Genomic DNA, 5897 nt, shown 5'->3' with positions numbered 1-5897 from the left:
CGCACGTTTTCTGAGACACCCCGCCACGCCAAAATCCGACTGCCTGGCCTTAGCGTTGTTTTCCGTTCCTACTCTCGTGCGACCCCTGAAGATGCCCGGCATGGGCGACATGGCCTTCGTCGAAGCGTACCAGCCGCTGCTCGAGAAACACCAGCAGGCCGTGGCCATCGTCATGCACACCACCTCCATGAGCTCTGTCGACCTCGGCCGCATCAAGTCCCTGCCCGTCGCCGGCCTGGTCAGCAAGCCCCACACCAAAGAAAAGCTCGATACCATCCTCCAGCTGCATCTCTAGCGGGCCAGTTTGGTGCCCATCGAGAACCTTGCTGGCTGCTACGCCCCACCTGGTTCGTAGACCTGTTTTACTTTTTCGCCTGCACCAGGGAAAGGGCCTGCGAAAGCGCCAGTAGCTTATCCTCCAACTCCCGGGCGGCCAGGGCGCAAACGGTTTCTATCTTCGAAAACAAGGACAGCAGCCCGGTCATGGCTTCCTGGCTGGCCCCGTCGCCGAGGGAAATCAGGTTCACCGCCATACCCTGAATGGATTTGGTGATAACTTCAAATTCCGGGTTCATGCCCATGGTGGCAAAGGTGGGGATGATGGAATGCGTGGCGCGCTTCAGGGCCATCCAGTCTTTTTCGGCAATGGCCTTTTTCATGGTTTGCACCAGCTGCGGGATTTCCTGTAGGTAGAGGCCAATCATTTCGGCCATGCGGGCGTCGCTTTTGGTTATTCGTTTCAGGTAGTCGAAGTTGACGCAGGTCAGAGGCTGGGTTTGCCGGTCGTCTGGGGCCGGCGCGGCGATGGTTTTGGCGTGGTCGGCTTGCTTTAGGTACTTGATAATTTTGCTGTAAAGCAGCTTGTCGTCAATGGGTTTCGAGATGTAGTCGTTCATGCCCACGGCCTTGCATTTCTCCACGTCTACTGTCGTCACGTCGGCCGTCAGGGCAATGATGGGTACGGTCAGGTGCAGCTCGTTGCGGATGTATTCCGTGGCCTCGAACCCGTTCATGACCGGCATCTGCAAGTCCATGAGCACGATGTCGTAGCGGGTGGTGCGCAGCTTCTCAAGGGCTATTTTCCCGTTGCCGGCTACCTCCATTTCAAAGCCGAAATCCTCCAGTAACGTCTTCATCAGCAGCTGGTTCAGGGCAATGTCTTCCACCACCAGAATTTTGACGTCCGTGAACCCGGTTTCCCGCTCGACGATCAGGCCCGATTCGGCGCCGGCTTTTTCGGTGGTTTTGCCAAAGCTCAGGATGAAGCTGAAGGTCGAGCCCACGCCCACTTGGCTTTTCACGCTGATGGTGCCGCCCTGGGGCTCCACCAGGTTTTTGACAATGGCCAGGCCGAGCCCCGTGCCGCCGTACAGGCGGCTGGTGCCGCTGGTGGCCTGCTGGAAATCGTCGAACACGGTGCTCAGCTTGGCTTCCTCAATGCCGATGCCGGTGTCGGTCACGGCAAACTCGAGGATGACCTTTTCCTTGTCCTGCACCAGCATCCGCACGCCCACGGTGATGGTGCCTTCGCTGGTAAATTTGACGGCGTTGCTCACCAGGTTGAGAATAACCTGGTGCAGCCGCACTGAGTCGCCCACCAGCACTTCCGGGATTTTGGCGTCATAGTCCATCACCAGGGCCAGGTTTTTTTCCTGAATCTTGGTTTCGAACAAATGCACCATGGCCGCCACCGACGCTGAGAGCTTGAACGGAATCTGCTCAAAGGTCATCTTGCCCGCGTCCACCTTGGCCAGGTCCAGAATGTCGTTGATGAGCACAATCAGCGTATCGCCGCTGAGCTTAATGGCCGTTAGATATTCTTTCTGCTTGTCGGTCAGCTCCGTCTTCAGCACCACCTTGGTGAAGCCGATGATGGCGTTCATGGGCGTCCGAATTTCGTGGCTCATGTTGCTGAGAAACTGCTGCTTGGCTTTCACCGCATTTTCGGCAATGCCGGTAGCAGTTTCAGCTTTGGCCTGGGCCTCCAGGGCAAATACGGTGGCGCGCTCGGCCGCGAATTTGGCTTCAATCAGCTCCGTGGCAATGCGTTTTTGGTCCGTCACGTCGCGGGCCACAATCACCACGCCCAGCACGTTGCCCTCGTCGTTTTTGTACACCGACCCGTTAAAAAGCACATCCGTCAGCTTACCGTCTTTGTGGCGCAGGGTGAGGGGCGAATCGGCCACCGTGCCCTTGGCAAACACTTCCTGGTACACCTCGCGCGCCATCTGCGGGTCGGTGAAATACACGAAGAAATCGGAGCCAATTAATTGGTCGCGGTCCATGCCGGTGATGTTCACCGTGGCCTGGTTCATGTCCGTAATTTTCCCTTCCGGGCTGATGGTAACCAGCGGGTCGCGGCTGGCCTCAATCAGCCCGCGGGCGTAGTTGGCCACGCGCAGCTCGGCCGCCCGCTTCACTTTCTCATCGTTCTGAAACGCCAGCTCCTTGTTGGCAATGACTAGCTCAGCGGCTCGCTTTTCCTTCTCGTCGTTCTGAAACGCCAACTCAATGTTGGCGATGCTCAGTTCCTGCGCCCTTTTCTCCTTCTCATCGTTTTGGAAGGCCAACTCCTTATTAGCGATGATTAACTCTTGCGCCCGCTTTTCCTTTTCATCGTTCTGAAAGGCTAGCTCTTTGTTGGCAACGATTAATTCTTGGGCTCGTTTCTCTTTTTCATCATTCTGAAAAGCCAGCTCCGCATTTGCTACACTAAGTTCTTGCGCCCGTTTCTCCTTTTCGTCGTTCTGAAAGGCCAGTTCTTTATTAGCAATGCTGAGTTCGGCCGCTCGTTTTTCCTTTTCGTCGTTTTGAAAGGCGAGTTCTTCGTTGGCGATGCTCAACTCCTGCGCCCGCTTCTCTTTTTCATCGTTCTGGTACGCCAACTCTTCGTTGGCAATACTGAGCTCGTCGGCCCGCTTTTCCTTTTCGTTGTGCTGGAAAGCAAGTTCCTTATTGGCGATACCCAGTTCCGTAGCCCAGTTTTTCTCGGTCACTTCCCGGGCTACAATCACCGCGCCCAGCACTACGCCCAGCTCGTCCTTGTTCACGGAGCCATCGAACAACACCTCTGTCAGAGTGCCATTGGTGTGGCGGAGCGTGAAGGGCACGTTGCTGACCATCCCGTTGGCTACTACCTGCCGGTAGACCTCCCAAACCAATTCTGGCTCGGTAAAAAAGGCAAAAAAATCGGCCCCCATCAGGGTATCCCGCTCCACTCCGGTCAGAGTTACTGCGGCTTCATTGGTGTCGGTGATGTTGCCCTGCAGGTTGACGGTGACCAATAAATCCTGACTGGCTTCAATTAGCCGCCGATACTTCTTTTCGCTTTTCTTCATCGTGTGGGTTTCACTGACCTTGGAGGCAGGCGTCGACTTGTTTTTAGCTGGGGCGTGAGTTTGCCACCGATAAGAAAAGAAAGCAGTCCCGCTTAATAAAGGTTAGTTTTTATAAATTTAATGCAAATTCAGCCTAAGCGCATGTTCCTTATGATACTGATAATATACAAGGTAGCGGTTTTATATTTCATGAAACGTTATATTCTGAACAGCACAGGGCGTGTCAACAATGGTACACAGTCTATTTAGCTAGCGGTCAGGCCTAGTGCCCTTTCACGGCCACTAGGCAACTATTTGTGATCTCTTCACCCTCGCTATTAGGGCATTCCGGTTATCCAACCTGCGGGAGGTGTAACTACATGCTCGTGGCTGTTGCAGAACGCGTGTCCGAGATAGGGTGCTTTTAGTAGCAAGAGGATGCAAGGCAAGAAGCGGTACCTCGACCAGGAGGTGACCCGCTTTTGGCTCTCCGAGCGGGTTCCGCCTTATACTTACTTATCGGGGGGTAGCTTGAAGTGGGGAGGACAAGCGTAAATAACAAGTGACACCCCTGATGGAAGTGCATAATAGCGCTCAAAAAGCCATGGTGGCTGTTGCAGAACTCGTGACCAGTTCATCGTTCTGCTCGTAGCAGGAGTATGCAAGGCCAGAAGCAGTTTACCGACAAAGAAGTCACCTACTTTCGCCTCTCCGAGCGCGTACCCCCGCACAATTTATACCGCCGGTTAGCGGAACTCGTGGACTGGCGCTTTCTCTACGAGGAAACGAAAGCGCTCTACAGCCACACCGGGCAGCCCTCGCTCGACCCGGTGGTGTTTTTTAAACTCGTGCTAGTCGGCCGGCTCGAGAACCTGGTCAGCGACCGACGGTTGGTAGAGCACTGTGCCCTGCGGCTCGATATCCTCTACTTCCTGGGCTACGAGATAGACGAAGACTTGCCCTGGCACTCCACGATCAGCCGCACCCGGCAGCTGTATCCAACTGTCATTTTCGAGCAGCTGTTCGACCACGTCTTTGCCCAGTGTGTGGCCCAAGGGCTGGTCGCCGGCGACACGCAAGCCGTGGACTCGGCCCCGGTCAAAGCGAATGCGTCCCTGTACCGGCTCTGTGAAAAGCAGCCGGTCGAGGCCGTCTTACCACGCCTGAAGCTAGCCGGAGAGCCGGACCGGGAAGCCCCGTCCCGGCCTTCAGCGGCGGTATTAGACACGCCCGCCCATGTCTTGCGCCGGGTAGCCACCCGGCAGGCCCAGCACCGGACGGGGCACTTTGGCGCTCGGCGCCCCCGCGCCCGCTTGGTGAGCAACAAAACCCATTATAGCCCCACGGATCCCGAAGCGCGGATCTCCATCAAGCTCGGTAAAGCCCGCGCCCTCAACTATCTCTGTAGCTTGGCGGTGGACACGGCGAACGGCGTCATTAGCCACGTACAGGCCGATTTGGCCGATAGCCGCGACAGTGTGCACTTGCCCCAACTCGTCACGCACTTGCACCAGCGCTTACTCGCCCAGGGCTTACCCCTGCAGGACCGAGTGGCCGACACCAACTATTCCAATGGCGTGAACTACGCCTTGCTCGAAGGACGGGGCATCACGCCCTGGATTCCGGTCTTCGGGCAGTACAAGCCCACCGTGGCGGGGTTTACTTATGAGGCCGAGGCGGACTGTTTCACCTGTCCGGCGGGCAAGCAACTACCCTTTAAGGGCTATGACAAGCAGCGGGACGGGGGGCTCTTGAAGCTGTATCGTGCGGCAAACCGCGATTGTCGGCTCTGCGCCCGCAAACCGTCCTGTGCGCCCAAAACCCAGAAACGGCAGATCACGCGCACGGCGTATGATCCGCACTACCAACGAGCCCTCATCCGGCAGCAGAGCCGGCAAGGGCAGCGCATGCGGCTCCTGCGTCAAAGTACGGTGGAACCCGTGTTTGGCAGCCTGCTCCAGCACTACGGCCTACGCCAAGTCAACACACGCGGCCGCGCTAGCGCCCATAAAGCGATGTTACTCGCCGCCATGGCCTACAATCTGAAAAAGCTACTGAAGCATCATCCTAAACAGTGCCTAGGCCTGGCGGTAGCCCTGCCCAAACCCCCGTCGCCGCCTCCAACCGGCCTTTTTCAACGAGGAACTAGGGGCGACCGGCTGACAAACCGGCTCGGTAGATGTCTAAGGCACCTAGCCGCTGAGAGTTCTGCAACAGCCACCATGGCTTTCTGGACTTGTCGTTTTCCTTGCCATCCGCTAGGTGGGGTGTTGTTAAACAAATAGGGCAAAACCACCGACTCGGCCGCACAACTGCGCACTTTTCCTAATTAGTCCCTTGTCTGACAATGCTTTACCAAGCGCACGGATAAAACTATAGTCTAAATGTTCATTTTCGCTACCGTCTTTCGATCGCCTTAAGGGACGTGTAAGACTAGCGGTTTTTCGCTGCTCTTACGGCGCATGAGCACCTGATTACCAACACCCCAGCTGGTAAAACCTCGACTCGGAGGTTTTCCCCTAGTTGTGTAACAACACCCAAAATTATCCCCCCTATCCGAAGGTGAAAAAGCAGTACCGG

General features: G+C 56.2%; 2 protein-coding genes and 1 pseudogene. 2 read left to right on the top strand and 1 reads right to left on the bottom strand.

Translation table 11 applies throughout. The annotated features are described in order from the left end of the window. Positions 1 to 295, top strand: a pseudogene (locus tag B9A24_RS00670) (hypothetical protein); the annotation flags it as partial. Positions 296 to 362: 67 nt separating this feature from the next. On the opposite strand, the gene B9A24_RS00665 reads toward B9A24_RS00670, so the two are convergent. Beyond that, positions 363 to 3338 (bottom strand): PAS domain S-box protein, encoded by a 2976-nt coding sequence (locus B9A24_RS00665; RefSeq protein ID WP_084443180.1) that lies wholly within the window; start codon positions 3336 to 3338, stop codon positions 363 to 365. 638 nt (positions 3339 to 3976) lie between these two features. Here B9A24_RS00665 and B9A24_RS00660 point away from each other — a divergent pair. Continuing rightward, positions 3977 to 5602, top strand: coding sequence for an IS1182 family transposase (locus B9A24_RS00660; RefSeq protein ID WP_084443178.1), 1626 nt, complete (start codon positions 3977 to 3979; stop codon positions 5600 to 5602). Positions 5603 to 5897 lie beyond the last annotated feature (295 nt).

This window comes from Hymenobacter roseosalivarius DSM 11622, assembly GCF_900176135.1.
GTDB classification, from domain to species: domain Bacteria; phylum Bacteroidota; class Bacteroidia; order Cytophagales; family Hymenobacteraceae; genus Hymenobacter; species Hymenobacter roseosalivarius.
This window is presented reverse-complemented; position numbering and strand designations above follow the sequence as displayed.